Annotated in this window: 16 protein-coding genes; 9 read left to right on the forward strand and 7 right to left on the reverse strand. The window is 38.0% G+C overall.

Features of this window, described 5'->3' with window-relative positions; translation table 11 throughout:
- The first annotated feature begins 17 nt into the window (after window positions 1-17).
- From B554_RS0104695 to B554_RS0104715, 5 genes are all read left to right on the forward strand, one after another.
- Window positions 18-668, forward strand: a complete 651-nt coding sequence (locus tag B554_RS0104695) for a hypothetical protein (protein ID WP_019457154.1) — start codon at window positions 18-20, stop codon at window positions 666-668.
- 126 nt (window positions 669-794) lie between these two features.
- On the forward strand, window positions 795-1,937 hold the full coding sequence (gene rodA, locus B554_RS0104700; protein ID WP_019457155.1) for a rod shape-determining protein RodA: 1,143 nt from the start codon (window positions 795-797) through the stop codon (window positions 1,935-1,937).
- A 19-nt stretch (window positions 1,938-1,956) separates the two neighbouring features.
- Window positions 1,957-2,958, forward strand: a complete 1,002-nt coding sequence (gene mltB, locus B554_RS0104705) for a lytic murein transglycosylase B (protein WP_019457156.1) — start codon at window positions 1,957-1,959, stop codon at window positions 2,956-2,958.
- Between the two features lie 289 nt (window positions 2,959-3,247).
- Complete coding sequence (locus B554_RS0104710; protein WP_002052473.1) at window positions 3,248-3,865, forward strand: septal ring lytic transglycosylase RlpA family protein; 618 nt, start codon at window positions 3,248-3,250, stop codon at window positions 3,863-3,865.
- Window positions 3,866-4,436: 571 nt separating this feature from the next.
- Window positions 4,437-4,889, forward strand: coding sequence for a DUF962 domain-containing protein (locus tag B554_RS0104715; protein WP_019457157.1), 453 nt, complete (start codon window positions 4,437-4,439; stop codon window positions 4,887-4,889).
- A gap of 38 nt (window positions 4,890-4,927) precedes the next feature.
- Here B554_RS0104715 and B554_RS0104720 read toward each other — a convergent pair whose 3' ends face one another.
- The 6 genes from B554_RS0104720 to rpsB all read right to left on the reverse strand — a co-directional run bounded on the left by B554_RS0104720 (window position 4,928) and on the right by rpsB (window position 9,293).
- Window positions 4,928-5,245, reverse strand: a complete 318-nt coding sequence (locus tag B554_RS0104720; protein WP_019457158.1) for an AzlD domain-containing protein — start codon at window positions 5,243-5,245, stop codon at window positions 4,928-4,930.
- A 1-nt stretch (window position 5,246) separates the two neighbouring features.
- Window positions 5,247-5,963 carry an AzlC family ABC transporter permease gene (locus B554_RS0104725; RefSeq protein WP_019457159.1) on the reverse strand — a complete coding sequence of 239 codons (717 nt, stop codon included), beginning with the start codon at window positions 5,961-5,963 and terminating at the stop codon, window positions 5,247-5,249.
- Between the two features lie 95 nt (window positions 5,964-6,058).
- Window positions 6,059-6,883, reverse strand: coding sequence for an AraC family transcriptional regulator (locus tag B554_RS0104730; protein ID WP_019457160.1), 825 nt, complete (start codon window positions 6,881-6,883; stop codon window positions 6,059-6,061).
- 96 nt (window positions 6,884-6,979) lie between these two features.
- The gene (locus B554_RS0104735) at window positions 6,980-7,462 is read right to left on the reverse strand and encodes a DUF3465 domain-containing protein (protein ID WP_019457161.1); all 483 of its coding nucleotides are present in this window, start codon (window positions 7,460-7,462) and stop codon (window positions 6,980-6,982) included.
- A 65-nt stretch (window positions 7,463-7,527) separates the two neighbouring features.
- Window positions 7,528-8,403 (reverse strand): translation elongation factor Ts, encoded by an 876-nt coding sequence (gene tsf / locus B554_RS0104740; RefSeq protein ID WP_019457162.1) that lies wholly within the window; start codon window positions 8,401-8,403, stop codon window positions 7,528-7,530.
- 137 nt (window positions 8,404-8,540) lie between these two features.
- Window positions 8,541-9,293 carry a 30S ribosomal protein S2 gene (gene rpsB / locus B554_RS0104745; protein ID WP_001982118.1) on the reverse strand — a complete coding sequence of 251 codons (753 nt, stop codon included), beginning with the start codon at window positions 9,291-9,293 and terminating at the stop codon, window positions 8,541-8,543.
- 210 nt (window positions 9,294-9,503) lie between these two features.
- On the opposite strand from rpsB, the gene map reads away from it, so the two are divergent.
- From map to B554_RS0104765, 4 genes are all read left to right on the forward strand, one after another.
- Window positions 9,504-10,328, forward strand: a complete 825-nt coding sequence (gene map / locus B554_RS0104750) for a type I methionyl aminopeptidase (RefSeq protein ID WP_004700423.1) — start codon at window positions 9,504-9,506, stop codon at window positions 10,326-10,328.
- 205 nt (window positions 10,329-10,533) lie between these two features.
- Entirely contained in the window at window positions 10,534-11,589 is a 1,056-nt protein-coding gene (locus B554_RS0104755; RefSeq protein WP_019457163.1) for an OmpW/AlkL family protein, read from the forward strand.
- Window positions 11,590-12,000: 411 nt separating this feature from the next.
- Window positions 12,001-13,347, forward strand: coding sequence for an MFS transporter (locus B554_RS0104760; RefSeq protein ID WP_019457164.1), 1,347 nt, complete (start codon window positions 12,001-12,003; stop codon window positions 13,345-13,347).
- 170 nt (window positions 13,348-13,517) lie between these two features.
- Window positions 13,518-14,732 carry an MFS transporter gene (locus B554_RS0104765; protein WP_019457165.1) on the forward strand — a complete coding sequence of 405 codons (1,215 nt, stop codon included), beginning with the start codon at window positions 13,518-13,520 and terminating at the stop codon, window positions 14,730-14,732.
- Window positions 14,733-14,976: 244 nt separating this feature from the next.
- Here the strand turns inward: B554_RS0104765 and sthA are convergent, their stop codons facing one another.
- Window positions 14,977-16,389 carry a Si-specific NAD(P)(+) transhydrogenase gene (sthA, locus tag B554_RS0104775; protein ID WP_004700414.1) on the reverse strand — a complete coding sequence of 471 codons (1,413 nt, stop codon included), beginning with the start codon at window positions 16,387-16,389 and terminating at the stop codon, window positions 14,977-14,979.
- Window positions 16,390-16,538 lie beyond the last annotated feature (149 nt).

A 16,538-nucleotide genomic window follows, 5' to 3' on the forward strand; every position in this document is an offset into this window, starting at 1 on the left:
TAATTTGAGGATACACCATGCCGTTTTTTGGTTTTACCCCTTCTGAAGGCTTATTGAACGATATGCAGACTGGAATTGCGAATAAAAATTCTAGCGAACCGCTATATCCACTTCGAGACAAAATTGCTTTACAACTCAATGAAGAAATTATTGATAATGTACTGATTCAGTTAGTACAACATTTCCCAGCGAGTGAAAAAAGAGATACTGCCGAAAAACTTGCTGGTTATGTCAAATCTACAGTTGCCGTACTTTTAAAGCAATTACTCGGTAAAGCACCAAATGATGTTGTTAAACAGTCAGTTGAATTTTCAGAAAAAAGCTTATTTAAAGATCCACAAGGTCAATATAAAGTTGGCGTAGCTTTAGATGCTGGCTTAGTGACTAATTTGAAGCATAATTTTGCTGAGCTTCAGGCAGGTAATGACATTAATAAAGCAGCATTAGCGGAACTCTATAAACAGTTTGGTGATGCTATGGTTAGACACTTTATGTCTGATTTTAACAAGACATTAGATTTAGGTATGATTAAGCGTAAAGCAGCCGATATTGGCGCTGCTGCTGTGACTAAAGCGGTTCATATCGCGATCGATAAACTCATTCCAAGTTTAAATCGCACTGAATTGAAAGCGATGGCTGAATATCATGATGGTCTATTCTTTAACTAATAAAAAGTAGACTATCGGAAACCTGGCAAACGCCAGGTTTTTTTATTGCAAAATATTGATATACATTGCCATAAATCACGTTTATGTTAGCATGCGCCAAGCACTGATTGACCTAGTTAAAGCCGCATGTCTCCTAGTCCACAATATAAATTTTTACGCCAAGCTCCTCGAGATGGTCTTAGTACTGCCATGCAACCTTCACGTTGGCAGCAACTCCATATTGACCCTTGGTTATGCCTATTTTTATTCCTAAATGCTCTGTTAGGTTTAACGGTACTATATAGTGCATCTGCACAAGATGTCGGCTTAGTCAGTAAACAAGCTATGAGCTTTGGTATTGGCTTTTTAGTCATGATTGGTCTGGCTCAAATTCCTCCAAAGGTTTATCAAGCTTTTTCACCCTACTTTTATTTATTTGCACTATTTTCCTTAATTGGAGTTATGGTCTTTGGTGAAGTTCGTATGGGGGCTAAACGCTGGATTGATATTCCTGGTTTCGGAAGTGTGCAACCCAGTGAGTTCATGAAAATTGGCATGCCAATGATGATTTCATGGTTTTTAGCACGTAAACCACTTCCCCCTAGCTTTTCTCAAGTTGTTTTATCATTAATGTTAATTGGTGTTCCTTTTTTACTCATTGCGGAACAACCTGACTTAGGAACATCTCTACTCGTATTAGCCAGTGGTATTTTCGTACTATTTTTAAGTGGTCTTTCTTGGCGTATGATCGGCGCAGCAGCAGCCTGTGCCGCTATTGTTATTCCAATTGCATGGGAATTCCTTTTACACGACTATCAACGTCAACGTGTTCTAACGCTACTTGACCCAGAAGCAGATGCATTAGGAACAGGCTGGAACATTATTCAATCTAAAACAGCTATTGGTTCTGGTGGTTTCTCTGGTAAAGGTTTTCTTGAAGGTACACAGTCACATTTACACTTTTTACCAGAAGGTCATACTGACTTTATTATTGCGGCTTACTCCGAAGAATTTGGCCTGATTGGCGTACTTATATTAGTTATTCTTTATTCAGCTATTATTTTTAGAACATTCCAAATTGGTTTACAGAGCTTTCATAATTATGGACGCTTGGTTGCTGGCGCCTTTGGTTTGTCTTTTTTTGTTTATGTATTTGTAAACGCAGGAATGGTCAGTGGTATTTTACCTGTAGTGGGTGTTCCTTTGCCTTTTATGAGTTATGGCGGTACCGCTATTATTACTTTAATGGCCACTTTTGGTTTAGTTATGTCTATTCATACACATCGATAATTTGGAATTTAAAAAAGATATGTTGTCTCAATTTGTTAATAAAACTTTAAAAGTACTCGCTTTGTGTACTGGTCTAGTGAGCACAAGTCATTTTGCTCAGGCCAATGATTTTGTAAATGATCCTAATTATTTAAATTTTAAACAAAAAGCCATGAATACTTATGGTTTAAGCAGTGTACAAGTAGATGCCGCGATGAGCGGTGCAAAAAATTTACCAAACATTATAAATATTATGACTCGCCCAGGTGAAAGTAAGCCTTGGTACGACTATCGCTCTATGTTTTTGGTTGAAGGTACTATTCAGCGTGGTGTCCGCTTTAAAAACCAATATGCAGATGCACTTAACCGAGCTGAACAGCAATTTGGTGTCTCTCAAGCTGTCATTTTAGGTATTTTAGGTGTTGAAACAGGATATGGAGCCAATAAAGGTTCTTTCATCACTCGTGACGCGCTCGCGACATTAGCATTTGGTTACCCGCGCCGTGCTGATTATTTCAGTGATGAGTTAGCTGCTCTGATTGCATGGACCTATAAAGAAGGCTATCCAACCAATAGTATTGTTGGCTCTTATGCTGGAGCAATTGGCTACCCACAGTTTATGCCAAGCAATATCAGTAAGTATGGAGTCGATTTTGACGGTAATGGGCACATTGATCTTCGTAACTCTGCAGAAGATGCAATTGGTTCAATCGCAAACTACTTAGCAAAACAAGGATGGCAACGCGATCAACCGATTGGCTTCATGGCTCGTTATGTTGGCTCAAATCCAGAAAATATCATTGCCAAAGACCTAACTCAGCCCTCTCCATATGGCGTGCTCAAAACTCAAGGGATTTCACCATTAAACCCTTTAGTTAAAATTGATGATCTAGATATGGTAAATGTTATTCAATTACAAGACTATAACGGTCCGATTTACTATTTAACCTATCCAAATTTTCAAGTGATTACGACTTATAACAAAAGCCGAATGTATGCGACTGCAGTATGGTTGTTAGGCACAGAAGTAGCTAGCCGATAGGCTAGCTTTTTGATGGGTTTTTGTAAAAGTCAATAAATATTTTTGTTAAATCGATCACAATACACACATTTTAAATACCTTGTTACATATTTGATTATTTTTTAATCTAAAACTGTAAGTTTTTGCCCTTTTTGTAACTATTTCTCGTTAAAGACTAGACACTCTCCGTAAGCGATGAATATTATCCACCCCAATCAAGCAATTGCAAAAGTGAATAATTAGGCATGTTCACTTCAATTTTTAGCGTTTTGCTAAAAGAAAAAGAGCATGTTCTCAGGAGTTTATATAAATGCAGTTATCGCTGAAATACATTCTTGCACTGACGGCTAGTTTAAGCATGGCCCCACTGCACGCTGAAATGATGCAGTCATCATCATTAAACAGTGATGTAGATGGTCCAAATGCAAATTTAGCTGCACGTGTATTGAGTAAAGATACTCAAAGCTTTAATTCTCGTTTTTCTAACATTAACAGTCTTTCAATCACTGAACGTTCTGGCGATCAAATTCGTCGTCAAGCTATCGCAGCTAAAATTGAAATCCCTGAAGATGAGCCTTCAGTGATTGAAAAACTTAACACAGTAGCTTCAAATACTGTTCGTAAGTTTAGCCAAACTGGTATGGCATCTTGGTATGGTCGTCAATTTCACGGTCGTAAAACTGCAAGTGGTGAAACATTCGACATGAATGCACTTACTGCTGCTCATCGCAGTCTACCATTGAACTGTTATATCCGGGTGACAAACAAAGATAATGGTAAAAGTGTGGTAGTAAAAGTAAACGACCGTGGTCCATTCCATGCAAATCGTGTACTTGATTTATCATACGGTGCAGCAAAACGCCTTGGTATTACCAATGCAGGCACTGCTAAAGTAAGTATTGAACGTGTAGACGGTCCTACTTCATAAGCGATTACTCCTAGAGTTCATGAAAAAGCCACAATTTAATTTGTGGCTTTTTAATTTTTAGCCCCCCAATATAAAAATCATGCTCAAAATTTTATGTTTTCACTCTTTTTTTAATTACAAAATTGATTAATTTTTAACCCAAAAACACATCTTTTTAATACCTCTCATTTTTTTCTTCTATTTTTCGATTAGAGCCATTTTAAAAAAATTACGCTACCCTAGTACCACTTTAGTCTAAAAAGGGCTATTTATCGCCTTTTAAGAGCAGTTGAGTTGAGTATTTTTCTGTTATTTTCCGGCTTTTCATAAAAAAGTGCTTTTTTGGGTCATTTCCTGACTTCAAAATCCAAAAATAAATAGCCAGATTTTTCTAAAATAGAATTCGCTTTTTTTAAGTTCGGCTTTTAACTTTTCCAACCCGCTTTTTCCAGATGATGAATCCTTAAATTTTAAGATCACATAAATGAACGATAAGGAAGATTTGCAACTTTTCTTGTCTACTCACATAACGACAGGCTAAAATATAGGCATAAAAAGAATGATTCAAAATTAGACATGGAGAAAAAGGTCTATGAAATCTATTGGTGAATGGTTTGATGAATACAGTGAAAGCCATCAAAATCCAACGAATAAGAAAATCCACTGGGTATGCGTCCCAGCTATTTTGTTTTCTATTATCGGAATCATCGCCCATTTTAGCGCCTTACTCACTGCTTTACTCATTGTACTGACTCTTATTTTCTATGCTCGACTCGATCTTGTACTTGCAGTAGCAATGGCTGCACTTCTCGTTGTGATGGCTTGGCTTATTTATGTCTTACCTGTAGGGGTGGGATTTTATATTGCTCTTTTTGTCATTGCTTGGATTGGACAATTTTACGGACATAAAGTTGAAGGTAAAAAACCTTCTTTCTTTAAAGATTTACAATTTCTATTGATTGGTCCAGTTTGGTGTATGGATGCGTATCTTGGAAAAATGTTGCCAAAGTGGAAAAGTCGGCAGAACAAATTGATTACTCAATAATTTATTAAAAAGCTGAATCTTTTAGATTCAGCTTAAATTTACTGATTTATTAGAAAATTTATAAAATAGAAAAATGCTAGGCTGAGTAGCACACTTGGTAAAACTTTTTTTAAATAGAAAGCAATTACAATACAAAATATTGTCGCGTATAAGTAAGGATTATCAAAAATACCTCTTAGTTCATTTCCCTCAAAAAAGATTACTGGTATACAAATAGCAGTTAATAAGCAAGGCGCTGAATAATTCAGCATTTTATTCATCAATACGGGTAATTTTACTTTTACATTCGGTTCTAAAAAATAATAACGATTAAAAAACACAATAGCAGCCAATCCTAAAATCATGAGCCATGACATATTATTTTTCTCCTGTTCTATTTTCTGCAAAAACCGCAATAAGCATTCCCAATAAACCAGAAATTAAAATACCTCCTTCCAAGTTTAAAAATTTGAGAAAAAAGCCAGTAATACAAGTTATTAAAACTCCAGCTATGACAGGCTTTTCCTTACACATAGGAATAATCATGGCCACAAAAATAGCAATAATCGAAAAATCTAAATGGTAGGACAATAAATCTGGAATCGCCGTAGCCAATAAAATTCCGGCTAAACTAAAAACCACCCAGAATAAATAAAAACATATACCCGCCCCTAACAAATAATGAGGATGCCTTTTTTCGTTCGGAGCACTTAAAGCAAACAATTCATCTGTTAATAAAAAGCCTAAACTTAATCGTTTAGGTAAAGACAAAATAGAAATATCATTTCTTAAAGTTAATGCATAAATAAAATGCTGTGCAGTAAGAAAGAAAATCGTGATATAGATCGTTAATAATGATGCACCTTCCATCACCATACTCAAACTGACCAATTGTGCAGCGCCAGCAAAAATAATTCCTGACATTGCTAATCCTTTATAAAATGATAAACCTGCATGAATTGCCATTGAACCAGCCAAAATAGCCCACGGAATAACCGAAATAGATAATGGCAATATATCTACCGCCCCTCGTAAAAAAAGATACGGAGGTTGGCCTTTAGAAAATCTTACAGATTGATTTAAGTGAGCATTCATCTCTAGACATCTATAACATTAGGTATTTATAGAGCTTCTTGTATTTCGCCCAAACTCTCTTGAACAAAATTGCGGTTAGAAATGAAAATAAATTTTTAGAGATTAAGGCTTGCTACATACTGGGTAGGTGTAACGCCCATTGCCTTTTTAAAGTGACGGTTAAAATGACTTTGATCAGAAAACCCACATTGCTGTGCAACCATCACAATTTGATCACCTTGCTTTAATAACTGTCTCGCTTTTTGCAAACGTGCCTGTACCAACCACGCATGAGGTGGCAAACCCACATGTTTTTTAAATTGTCTTAAAAAATGCCAAGCGCTTAATCCAACCATATCAGCCAACTCCTGCAAAGAAAAATTCTTTTCAGGCATATCTGCCAACAAATCTTTAACTTTTAAGATTTTCGAATAAGCCTCTGGTAACTCACAAAAGGTATGTCTCGACTTCCCATGACGCATCATTAAACACGCCAATGTTGACAGATACATGGTTTCTTTCAGCAAAAAATTATCTTTTTGTTCTAATAAATCAAATAACAAGCAAAGTTGTTGAGACAAACCTAAGTCCTGAATAACTGCTTGAGGAAACCAAGGTGCGCCACGACCATTCTCAAAAAAATCCTGACTCACTTCAGCAAGCATTTCTGGTGTAGGATAAATTGCTCGATAACGCCAACCCGATTCGACAGCAGATGAACCTGTATGAATTTCGTCTGCATTCACCAAAATAATGTCGCCTTTAGGGGCTACATGTAGTTGTCCCGTCCTAAAAAAAGACTGTGCACCTTCTTCAATCACACCAATACAATATCCTTCATGGGTATGCTTTGAAAATTGCGTTTGGTGGTAATGTGCTTTTAATAGTTCTAAACCGCCCAACTCTCGCAAATGCAAGTAGTCAGCCTGTTCGCGGTACATATATACATCTCATCTATTTATCTAGAAAAAACATAGCATGTTTTAAAAAGATGCATAGAACAAAATTGCTATTAGATAGAAATGTATACCCGTTTTCTATTGGTAAATACGCCCATTATGTTTTAGCCAACCATTTTCATGTCGATTTTGTGGATCATGATGCGTCCAATGCAATACACCACCTTTTTCGTTATATTCATATTCACCATTAAATTCGACAATATCCCCTTTGTGTAAATCTTCAATTTTTGGTGCTAAATCAATATTATGTGCGACCAAAATTGAAAGACCATTTTTTAATACAAGAATAAATTTCTGGTGTCTTGTCCCATCATTATCTTCTCTTAAAATTGCTTTTACTCGACCACTTCCCTGCACTTGAACATTACTTTGTTTACGATCATAAGCAGTTTTTATGGTATCCGCACCATCATTTGAAAGCGCCGTTTCAGTATGCTGAGTGACAGGAGTGGGTAATGATGTTTGATTCTTCTTATGTCCAGATGAATCTAGACCGAAATATGCAGCAATCAATAAGACAATAATGCCGCCAATACTTAGATTTTTTTTATTTGTCATTCGATAACCTTAATTTAACTGAGATAAAAAAAGCCCCAATGGGGCTTTTTTTATTGTGATACGAATTACTTCGCAGCAGCTTGAGCAGCAGCAACTTCTTCAGCGAAGCTCATTTCTGCTTTTTTCTCGATACCTTCACCAACTTCGAAACGTACGAAGTTAGCAACAGTTGTACCAGTCGCTTTTAATACGTCAGCAACTTTTTTGTCGTTGTCGATAACGTACATTTGACGGTCAAGAGCAACTTCGTTTAAGTATTTCTCAACAGAACCAGTTACCATTTTCTCAACGATGTTTGCTGGCTTACCAGATTCTAACGCTTTCGCTTCAGCAATTTCTTTCTCTTTAGCGATAAGGTCAGCTGGAACAGCTTCAGCGCTTACTGCTACTGGGTTGAATGCAGCAACGTGCATTGCAATACCTTTACCAGTGTCAGCATCACCTGTGTAAGAAACTACAACACCGATTTTTAAACCATGTTTGTAGATAGCCAAGTTTTCGCCTTCAACGATTTTCGCGCGACGAACTTGGATGTTTTCACCGATTTTTTGAACAAGCGCAATACGAGCTTCTTCAACTGATTGGCCATCAGCCAATTTTAATTCAGCGATTTTAGCAGCATCAGTTTCGCCAGCAGCTAAAGCAGCAGCAGCAACTGCGTGTGCAAAGTTAGAGAAGTTTTCGTCTTTAGCAACGAAGTCAGTTTGACAGTTTACTTCAACTAAGATCGCTTTCTTACCGTCTTGAACGATAGTGATTGCACCGTCAGCAGCAATGTTGCCAGCTTTTTTAGCAGCTTTAGCTTGACCAGATTTACGAAGGTTATCAATAGCAAGTTCGATGTCACCGTTCGCTTCTGTTAATGCTTTTTTGCATTCCATCATTGCAAGACCAGTACGGTCACGTAATTCTTTTACCATGCTTGCAGTAATTGCAGTCATGTTGATCTCCTAAAATCGGTAGAAAATAAATCTTTTCAACAAAAACGGCCCAAAGAAACTCTGGGCCGTTTGCACTCTCGACGCTTAATTTGCCACCATTACATGTCGCAAAAATGACAAGCCTGCGTCAAAACGCATTAAGCCTCAGAAGCGTCTTTCGCAGCGTCATCGCCTTTTGCTTGAGCGTTCGCTTGAGATTGAGCGTATTCTTTACCAGCAAGAATTGCGTCAGCCATAGCTGAAGCATATAAAGTTACTGCACGGATCGCATCGTCGTTACCAGGAATAACGTAATCAACGTTGTCTGGGTTAGAGTTTGTATCAACGATACCGATAACAGGAATACCTAAGTTCTTAGCTTCTTTAATTGCAATCGCTTCGTGATCAACGTCGATTACAAATAATGCGTCAGGTAAACCACCCATGTTTTTAACGCCGCCTAAAGAACGCTCAAGTTTTTCCATCTCACGAGTACGTTCTAAAGCTTCACGTTTAGTAAGCTTAGCAAAAGTACCGTCTTGAGATTGAGTTTGAAGATCTTTTAAACGGTTGATAGATTGGCGAAGTGTTTTCCAGTTCGTCAACATACCACCTAACCAACGGTGGTCTACATATGGTTGACCAGCGCGTTGAGCTTGTTCACGGATGATGTTAGAAGCAGCACGTTTTGTACCAACGAACAAAACTTTATTCTTTTTGCTTGCTAATTGGTTAGCGAAGTTCAAAGCATCATTTAACGCAGGAACAGTGTGCTCAAGGTTGATGATGTGAATTTTGTTGCGCGCGCCAAAAATGTATTGACGCATTTTTGGGTTCCAGAAACGAGTTTGGTGACCAAAGTGCGCACCTGCTTGAAGAAGGTCGCGCATGCTTACGTTGTAATCTGCCATTTTCTTTACCTTAAAAGTTGGGTTAGGCCTCCATATATCCGCATTCTCCACCTTTTTACGGGCACCCAGAGTAATGTGACGATATATGTGCGGATTTTTTACTCCACCTATCAAAAATCTTCGTAAAAGATATTCACGAAAAGCATTTGATAAAATGGGCGGCTATTTATACCATAGACGCTTGTAAATTACCAAAAGTTTTTAGAGATCATGAACAGTACTTATACAGCTCCACGTCGATTAATCAAAACTCCAGATGAAATTGAAAAAATGCGCATTGCAGGACGACTGGCGGCTGAAGTTCTAGAGATGATCAAGCCGTATATTAAGGCCGGTGTAAGCACCCTCGAACTTGATACGATTTGCCGTAATCATATTGAAAATGTACAACACGCTATCCCAGCTTGTGTGGGTTATGGTGGTGCTCCAGGACGCCCTGCTTTTCAACATTCTATTTGTACTTCGGTTAACCATGTCGTGTGTCATGGTATTCCTTCTGAAAATAAAATCTTAAAAAACGGCGATATTCTTAACATTGATGTGACCGTAATTAAAGATGGTTATCACGGCGACACCAACATGATGTATGTCGTAGGAGGTGAAACTTCTATTTTGGCAAACCGTTTATGTAAAGTTGCTCAAGAAGCAATGTACCGTGGAATGGCAACAGTTAAAGACGGTTCATACCTAGGTGACATTGGCCATGCTATCCAAAAATATGTTGAGTCAGAACGTTTTAGCGTAGTACGTGAATATTGTGGTCATGGTATTGGTACCGTTTTCCATGACGAACCTCAAGTGTTGCATTATGGCCAAGCTGGCACTGGTATGCGCTTAGAAGCAGGTATGACCTTTACGATTGAACCAATGGTCAATGCTGGTGTTTGGCAAACCAAATTACTTGGTGACAAATGGACTGTTGTAACTAAAGACCATAAACTTTCTGCTCAATATGAACACACTATTTTAGTGACTCAAACAGGTATCGAAGTATTGACAGCTCGTCCTGAAGAAGACCTTTCTCGCTTCAACTAATAATTTAATAAACATTAACAAAAGGCTACTTTGAGTAGCCTTTTGTTTTTTATTTTGTATTTTTTATTAATAATTCTTTCCAAATATAAACAAATATTTCAAAAAAATTACAATTATTAATTTTTATTAAACAATCGATTTAATAAAACGCGCTAAGGTGGGCTCAATAAAAATCAGTAAACAAATGTCGGACATGGAGTCCTTTATGATGAAAAAGTCATTATTTTGTATGACAGCTGCCTTTTTTGCTCTGCCAACAGTCACTTTCGCCGCTTCTCCATATTTTAGCTTAAAAGATGGTGATGGTTTTAAACGCTTTTCAGTCTCTGCCGGCTGGTTACATGCAATGCCACAAGGAAGCGCAAATCCAGTCAACATTAATACCAGTGTCGCTGAAGGAACCAGCTCTAAAGTAGGTTCTGTATCAAAACAATCTGTCTTAAATGCGGCGGATCGAAGTTCCAATCCACTCTTATACGATGCAATTAAAATTCTACCTACAGATACATTACCATCCATTCTTACAGGTACTGCAACAGTAAATGGGTTATCGAATTGGCAAAGTGAAGGTACGGGCTTAGAAGCTCAAAGTGTTGATACTCTGGGTATCATGGCAAATTATAATTTTACAGATAATTTATCTCTGGAAATTAAAGCTGGCGTTCCTCCAAAGGTAGATATAAAAGGTAAAGGAAATATTTATGCACCATTATCTGGTTCAGCAAACACAGCTCTTGGTTCAATCGGTCTAAAAGAAGATATTCATATCACTGATCTTACTCAAGGCGGTAAAGCTGCCACAGCACGAGCTTGGTTACCAGCAGTTGAACTGCATTACCAATTTGGTAAATCTGGTGTAAATAAATTTCGTCCATACATTGGTGCAGGTGTGATGTATGCCTATTTCAATGATTTAAAAATGAATTCAGGGATTGAATCAGATTTAATCAAAGCAGGCCATATGATTCAAAATATTCATGATGGTCAAGCGGGTGCAGCATTAGACGGTAAAACGTCTTCAGCTAACCCTATTGTTAAACTTGAAGCGACCGATACTTTCGCACCGATTGTTACGGTTGGAGCGACCTATGACTTCAATCCGAACTGGTTCGCCGTCGGTTCAGTTTCTTATTCAAAAATGAATAATGAAGCAAAAATTTATGTCACAGATCAAAATACAGGTAAAGAGCTTATTAAAGCGAATACCAAAATTGATATCGACCCACTTATTACCTATGTAGGTGTAGGCTACCGTTTCTAATTTTTTAAAATACTCAAGCTATAAAAGCCTTACTGAAGCTTTTATAGCTTTTTTATTGGTAAGTTCAATCCTGCTTTTTTTTAAACCAATATGCTAAAAAAATGAGCATTTCTTATTAAATTATTAGGAGAACCTCATGTCCCATCTCTGTGGTTTGCTTTTTTCTTAATCTTATTTTGTTAATTAATTTTATTAAATTCCAACTAACTGAATAAAATTAAAAGCTAACATTTTCCTTTTAGTAAAAATTATTTTTTGGCACAGCCTTTGCTTTATCTACAACATGATGAATCAATGGCGATTCAATGGATAAACCAAGACGGCCAAAGACGTCCGCTCTGATCGGTATGCAAATAGACAATTTATTTTGTCGTGCAAATTAAAAATTCGTTCAGTTCAGAGGGACGGCGTATGTCTTCAAATATCAATCTAGATGCAAAAAAAGCAACTGAGATTAAATTATTCAGCTTCTCAACTCCAGCAATGCGTGCCTTTCACATGTCTTGGCTCGCTTTCTTTGTCTGCTTCTTCGCATGGTTTGCCTGTGCTCCTTTAATGCCTGTTATTAAAGGTGAGTTCGGTTTAACTAAAGACCAGATTGCCAATATTAATATTGCCGCCGTTGCAATTACGATTTTAGTGCGACTCGCTGTCGGTCCCCTTTGCGATAAATATGGTCCACGAATTACCTATACAGCCCTACTCTTACTTGGCAGTATTCCGGTATTTGGTGTTGCTGCTGCCAACAGTTATGAATCATTTCTATTCTTCCGCTTACTCATTGGTGCAATTGGCGCAAGCTTCGTTATTACGCAATATCATACAAGTATTATGTTTGCACCTAATGTTGTAGGTACAGCAAACGCAGCGGCGGCTGGTTGGGGTAATGCTGGCGGCGGTGCAACTCAAGCCTTAATGCCTTTATTACTTGGTGCAATTGTCATGTTCGGTGTTGAGCAAACTATGGGCTGGCGTATTGCTCTTATCGTACCGGGTGTGATGATGGTGATTGTGGGAGTCCTTTACTGGAAGTTAACTCAAGATTGTCCTCAAGGTGATTTTAAAGAAGTTCGTGCACAAGGCATTGATGTTGGCAGCGGCAAAAAAGGCGGTATGGCAATTTTAATGCAGGCTGCGCGTAACTACCGTGTCTGGATTTTATTTCTGGCTTATGGTGCATGCTTTGGTATCGAAATTTTTATTCATAATGTAGCAGCCATGTACTATGTTGATCAATTCAAAATGGATTTAAAAACTGCGGGTTTAACGGCAGGAATATTTGGTCTTCTTGCATTATTTGCACGTGCACTAGGGGGCATTATTTCCGATAAAGTCGCCCTTACTAAAGGACTAGATGGACGCACGAAAGTACTTGTAATCATGATTTTAGGCGAAGGTTTATTCTTAGTCCTTTTCTCTCAAATGAATGGTGTCGCTCTCGCTATTCTTTCAATGACTATTTTTGCACTATTTACACACATGGCCTGCGGCGCAACATATGCTCTTGTGCCATTTATTGACCGTAATGCATTAGGCGGTGTAGCAGGAATTATTGGTGCGGGTGGTAATGCAGGTGCAGTTGCAGCTGGCTTTTTATTAAAAGGTGTACTTGATATTCAAACTTGCTTATTTATTTTAGGTGGACTGGTTATGGTTGCGGGTTGTAGCGTGATTTTGATTCGCTTCACAACCGAGCACAAAGAAAAAGAACAAGTCCTTTTTGAACAAGCGCTACTTGAGCGTAATTCTGCAACTTAATTTTTTTATAACCAGCAGAAATCAAAATGATTTCTGCTGGTTTGCTTTTGTTATAAAGAGACTAGCATTGTTACCTTTTAATTTTTCTTAAATATTCCACCATCTATATCGATATCTTTCGATACATCTTCTACAATAACTCATCACTTTCCTATAATTTTCCAATCACAATGACTAAAACAGGCAATCAGTTCTCACAGCCACTTATATACATGTTAATTGGTAGCGCTCTTATCTTGGCTCTTTCATTAGGTGTTCGTCACGGTTTCGGCCTTTATTTAGTTCCAATGAGTCATGATTTTGGTTGGGGGCAGCATGTTTTTAGTCTTGCAATCGCGATGCAAAATTTAATATGGGGAGCTGTGCAGCCTTTTACCGGTGCGATCGCAGATAAATATGGCAGTAAAATTGTGGTTGCTGTTGGCGGATTACTTTATGCCCTTGGCTTACTCTTAATGGCTTTTAGTTCCAGTGTACTCATTTTAAATTTAAGCTTAGGTCTTATTATTGGTTTAGCTTTATCAGCAACCTCTTTTACGGTTTTACTGAGTGCCGTAGGCCGAGCTGCTCCACCAGAAAAAAGAAGTATGGCAATGGGTATTGCCAGTGCGGCAGGTTCTTTTGGTCAATTTATTATGCTGCCTTCCACCCTTCTCTTACTTAAAACAGTAGGATGGTCCGCAGCTTTAATGGTGAGTGCGCTGTTAATCGCTCTTATCATTCCTCTAGCATGGATGTTAAAAGGGCCAAGCAACCAAGCCCCAAAAGCAATCGCTCAACCTCAGCTCACCTTTAAACAAGTACTGAATATTGCTAGAAAACATAAGCCGTTCTGGTGGTTAGCTTTAGGTTTTTTAGTATGCGGGTTCCAAGTTGTATTTTTAGGGGTACATTTACCAGGCTATTTAATCGACCATGGCTTTGATGCGGCGACAGGTACAGTGTTTCTGGCTTTAATTGGCTTATTTAATATTGTGGGAACTTATGGGGCGGGTTGGCTGGGAGATCGTTTCTCAAAACCTAAATTATTAATGGCACTTTATGGTAGCCGAGGGATCGCGATCATTGCCTTTCTACTATTACCTTTAAACCCTTATACAGTATATGCTTTTGGCGTCGTTATGGGTCTTCTATGGCTCTCTACTGTTCCACTCACCAATGGCATTGTCGCAAATATGTTTGGTGTTAAATACCTTTCAATGCTGAGCGGTATTGTGTTTTTCACCCATCAAGTTGGTTCTTTCTTTGGTGGTTGGCTTGGCGGCGTTAACCATGACTTAACAGGTAATTACAATGCGATTTGGCTATGTTCAATAGCTTTGAGTATATTAGGGGTAATTGTACATTTCTTTGTAAATGAGGAGGCTGTTATTCATGACGCATAATGCCTTACTTTTGAAAACAATTATGACTTTCTTCATTGCAGCTCTTCTGGTTATTTCCATCATTTTATGGAAACAGACACCTGATTTATTTGAATATTTTAATCAAGCATTTTGTGCACACTAGAAAGATGACGCGCTGAAATCACTCTGTACATTGTCATAAAAATATAAAAAACGTATGGTCTAATGAAAATAAAAAAGCCTGCAAATTTGCGGGCTTTTTTATTGAAAAAATTATTTAAAATCAAAACAAGCGATTCATACCGTTAAGTGCAGCTACACGGTAGGCTTCAGCCATGGTTGGATAGTTAAACGTTGTTTCGACAAAATATTTCAAGGTATTGTTTGGGCTGTGCATAACTGCTTGCCCAATGTGGATAATTTCGGCAGCGTTATTACCAAAACAATGAATACCTAAAATTTCTAAAGTGTCACGATGGAAAAGAATCTTCAATTCACCCACTGTATCACCCGTAATTTGTGCACGAGCCAAATGACGGAAAGAAGCTTGACCTACTTCATACGGAATTTTCTCTTCCGTTAATTCTTGCTCATTTTTACCAATAGATGAAATTTCCGGAATGGTGTAAATACCCGTTGGGATATCACGTACTGGCTTCGCATCTTCACCACTCATGTTTGCACCAGCACAGCGCCCTTGGTCATAAGCAGCAGAAGCAAGTGATGGCCAACCGATTACGTCACCAGCAGCATAGATATTTTCAACTTCAGTTTGGTATTGATCATTTACAGAAAGCTGACCACGGTTGTTTGGTACTAACCCAACATTCTCAAGACCTAAGCCTTCTGTATTACCTGAACGGCCATTACACCAAAGGATCGCATCGGCTTTGATTTTTTTACCACTTTGTAAGTGTAATACAACGTGGTCATCAAATGTTTCAAGATGATCCATTTGTTCGTTGTGACGAATTAACACACCTTGTTCACGTAAGTGATAAGACAAAGCATCAGCAATCTCGTCATCTAAATAGCTTAAGAGTTTTTGCTGAGTATTAATCAAGTCAACTTTATGATCTAAACCAATAAAGATCGAAGCATATTCACAGCCAATAACGCCCGCACCATAAATAATGATTTTTTGAATTGAGTAATCAAGATCAAGAATTTTGTCTGAATCAAATACACGAGGATGGTCAAAGTCGAGACCTTGTGGATGATAAGGACGACTACCTGTCGCAATCACGATTTGCTTACAGATGATTGTTTCTTTAATGCCTTCATGGCTAAAAACTAAAACTGTATTTTTATCTTGAATATATGCACGGCCATGAAATACGCCGATTTTGTTGCGGTCATAAAAGCGTGTATGTGTATCAACCTGTTGTTGAATCACTTTGTGAGCATTACGCAACACCTGTTTCATAGTGAACTGTTTCCATTCACCTACTTTTTGAAACATCGGGTCACGTTGATAGCGAATAATACTAGAAACTGTTTGACGTAATGCTTTACTTGGAATAGTCCCTACGTGAGCACAGTTACCACCCAGTTGATCACGCACATCTACAATTGCAACACGCTTACCCGCTTTTGCAAGCTTCATTGCCGCGCCTTCACCTGCAGGTCCAGAACCGAGAACTACCGCATCGTACTTAACGAAATTCCCACTAACGACCTCTTTTTTACGTGGCATTGAAAGCTCCTTCCTCTCTTGAATGACCATATTTTATAATAGATTATGACTAATATGCGGTGAATTTATGTATTTCTCAACCCTATATTTCTGAATAACCACATTTATTATATGAATAGTTATTTTCCGCTATTAACCAAAGAACTCGG

The sequence above is a fragment of the Acinetobacter sp. GG2 genome (assembly GCF_000292385.1).
Taxonomy (GTDB): Bacteria; Pseudomonadota; Gammaproteobacteria; order Pseudomonadales; family Moraxellaceae; genus Acinetobacter; species Acinetobacter seifertii.